Origin of the sequence: Thermococcus sp., from assembly GCF_027063845.1 — an archaeon.
Taxonomy (GTDB): Archaea; Methanobacteriota_B; Thermococci; order Thermococcales; family Thermococcaceae; genus Thermococcus.
Genome location: NZ_JAMOQU010000118.1, coordinates 1 through 2,778 on the forward strand (window position 1 = coordinate 1; position 2,778 = coordinate 2,778).

At 55.0% G+C, this 2,778-nt stretch carries 3 protein-coding genes; 2 read left to right on the forward strand and 1 reads right to left on the reverse strand.

Features of this window, described 5'->3' with window-relative positions:
* On the reverse strand, positions 1-1,006 hold a 1,006-nt coding region (locus tag MVO87_RS09825; protein WP_297553022.1), incomplete at its 3' end, for an adenosylhomocysteinase.
* A gap of 81 nt (positions 1,007-1,087) precedes the next feature.
* Here MVO87_RS09825 and MVO87_RS09830 point away from each other — a divergent pair.
* Both MVO87_RS09830 and MVO87_RS09835 read left to right on the forward strand, forming a co-directional pair.
* A complete protein-coding gene (locus MVO87_RS09830; protein ID WP_297515807.1) occupies positions 1,088-1,816 on the forward strand; it encodes an MBL fold metallo-hydrolase in 729 nt (242 codons plus the stop codon).
* A gap of 32 nt (positions 1,817-1,848) precedes the next feature.
* Positions 1,849-2,421, forward strand: a complete 573-nt coding sequence (locus tag MVO87_RS09835; RefSeq protein ID WP_297515805.1) for a cyclase family protein — start codon at positions 1,849-1,851, stop codon at positions 2,419-2,421.
* The last annotated feature ends 357 nt before the right edge of the window (positions 2,422-2,778 follow it).

Consider the following 2,778-nt stretch of genomic DNA (forward strand, 5'->3'; position numbering starts at 1 on the left):
AGAGGTAGAGCCTCCTTCCGTCCTTAAGCTTGTACTCCCTGATGTTGGGCCTCGGCTCGCTTATCTCAACGGCGAGCTCCTCTAAGTCGGGCTTCCATATCTCGACGTCGAAGTGGCCGGCGTTGGCCATTATGACGCCGTCCTTCATGAGCTCGAAGTGCTCTTTGCGAATGCACTTGATGTTGCCCGTCGAGGTGACGAAGATGTCGCCTATTTTAGATGCTTCTTTCATGTCCATAACGAGGAAGCCGTCCATTCTCGCCTCCAGGGCCCTAATTGGGTCAACCTCGACGACTATCACCGTCGCGCCGAGACCGCGAGCGCGCATCGCTATTCCCCTTCCGCACCAGCCGTAGCCGACAACGACGACGTTCTTCCCTGCAACGAGAAGGTTTGTGGTCCTTATTATGCCGTCCCACGTTGATTGTCCCGTTCCGTAGCGGTTGTCGAAGAGGTATTTGGTATAGCTGTCGTTCACCGCTATGATTGGGAACTTCAGAACCCCGTCCTTCTCCATCGCGCGGAGCCTTATTACCCCTGTGGTCGTTTCCTCGCTCGCCCCCCAGATTTCGTCTATCAGCTCCTGTCTTTCGCGGTGGACGGTGCTTATCATGTCCGCGCCGTCGTCTATGATGATGTTGGGCCTTATGTCCAAAGCCCTGTGCATGTTCTCGTAGTACTCCTCCCTGCTCTCTCCCCTAATCGCGTAGACCTTGACGCCGGCCTTGGCGAGAGCCGCGACGACGTCGTCCTGCGTCGAGAGAGGATTGCTGGCCGCGGCCGAGACCTCAGCTCCTCCTGCCTTAAGGGTCAGGAGCAGGAAGGCCGTCTTCATCTCAAGGTGTAGCGTCGTGGCGATTCTCACGCCCTTGAAGGGCTTCTCCCTCTCGAACTCCCTCCTTATCGTCTGGAGGACGGGCATGAAGCGCGAGACCCAGTCAATCTTTTTCTCCCCGCTTGGTGCCAGGTTTATGTCCTTAATGCAGTAATCCTTCGTGCAGTCCATAACAACCACCAAGGGCCCTTAGGACGGGCATCTTAAAAGTCTGCCGAAAGGTTTATTGGGTTAGGGCAACCTAATGGGCTTATGCCAGTGGATTACCCGTGTGTCAAGAAGGTTCGACCGAACCTCTACAAGATTAAAGCGGGGAAGCTTTCTGCCTTCTCCTACCTCATAACGGCCGACATCAACGTTCTCATTGACACAGCACTGATGAGCGACTACCCGAGGCTTGAGGAGGGCCTTCTCGAACTCGGGTTGAAGCCGAGCGATATAGACTTAGTTATCAACACCCACGAGCACTGCGACCACGTAGGCGGAAACCTCTATCTGCAGGACGCGGCAATGATAGGGGCCTACAAGTACTCCGCCGTCAAGATACGATACGGCGACGATGAGGTCATGAGATGCAGGTATCATGGAGAGCCGTTCCCGGGCAGTAAGGTCCACCTGTGGCTCAACAACGCCGACGTCATTGACGCGGGTTCGTGGATTCTCAAGGTTATCCACACTCCCGGCCACACCTCTGGAAGTATGTGCCTCTACGAGCCGAGGCGAAGGATTCTCTTCTCGGGCGATACGCTCTTCGCCAACGGGACAGCATCGAACATCTACGACTCGGGCAGTCTCGGGGAGTACTTCAACTCCCTCCGTCTCCTAAGGACCCTTAAGATAGACCACCTCCTCCCTGGCCATGGGTGGGAGTCGAAGAACGTCGAGAGGGACATTGAGCTGACGATAGAGAAGGTCATCGAGAGGTTTCCGAACAGGAAGTACCTCCTCCGGCTTCTCCGCGAGGACGAGGACAACCTTTAAATCGAGAAACGTCAACGGGTCACGGTGTTGTTATGATAGTCGACCTCTCGCTCCCCCTCGGAGAGGACACCCCGGTTTACCCCGGCGACCCTGAGGTTAAGGTCAAGCCCTGGGCCTTCATCGAGCGCGACGGCTACTACATGAACGCCCTCAAGCTCGGTGAGCACTCGGGGACGCACGTTGATGCCCCTGCTCACTTCATTCCCGGCGGAAAGACGATAGACGAGATGCCCCTCGAGAAGTTCATCGGCGAAGCCTTCGTGGTAGACGTTCGCAATGGCGAGGGAACAGTTAAGCTCGATGAGATTCCTGACTCTGGTTATCACGGTAGAATTGTCCTCTTCCTTACGGGCGGGAGGGAGCTCTCGCCGGAGGTCGCGCTCTTCCTCGTGGCCGAGGGGGTTAAGGCAGTTGGCACCGACGCGATGAGCATTGGCGATGAGACGGTTCACACCATTCTCCTCAGCGAAGAGGTGCCGGTGTTCGAGAACCTCTCCAACCTTGAGGTCCTGCTCGGGAAGACGTTTACCTTCATAGGCCTCCCCCTGAGAATCGAGGGTGGCTCTGGAAGCCCTGTTAGGGCGATAGCGATAGTCGAAGATTAACGTTCCTTTTGGTTTCTGGAGTACTGTCGTACCCCCTTCTGGGTTAGTGGGTGCTAACTTGGTGTTTGGAACGATTTGGAACGATGAGGTTCTTTCTGGTTCAATGCGGGAAGTAAAAGAACGAACGAAATCGCCTGAATTTTTGGGAAATCTCTTATATTGCCTTAATTTCGTGAAAAAAGCTTAAATAAGGCTTTTTCATAGTTGGTAATGGTGATGGGCCATGATGGGTAAGAAGTTGGTGGCAGTCCTGTTCGGACTGCTTATGATTGGAATGACCTTCAGCGTTGGCGGTGCCTCGGCAGAAGAGACCCTTACAGTGATACTCGTCAGCGATAACAGCGCGGACAGCGCGAT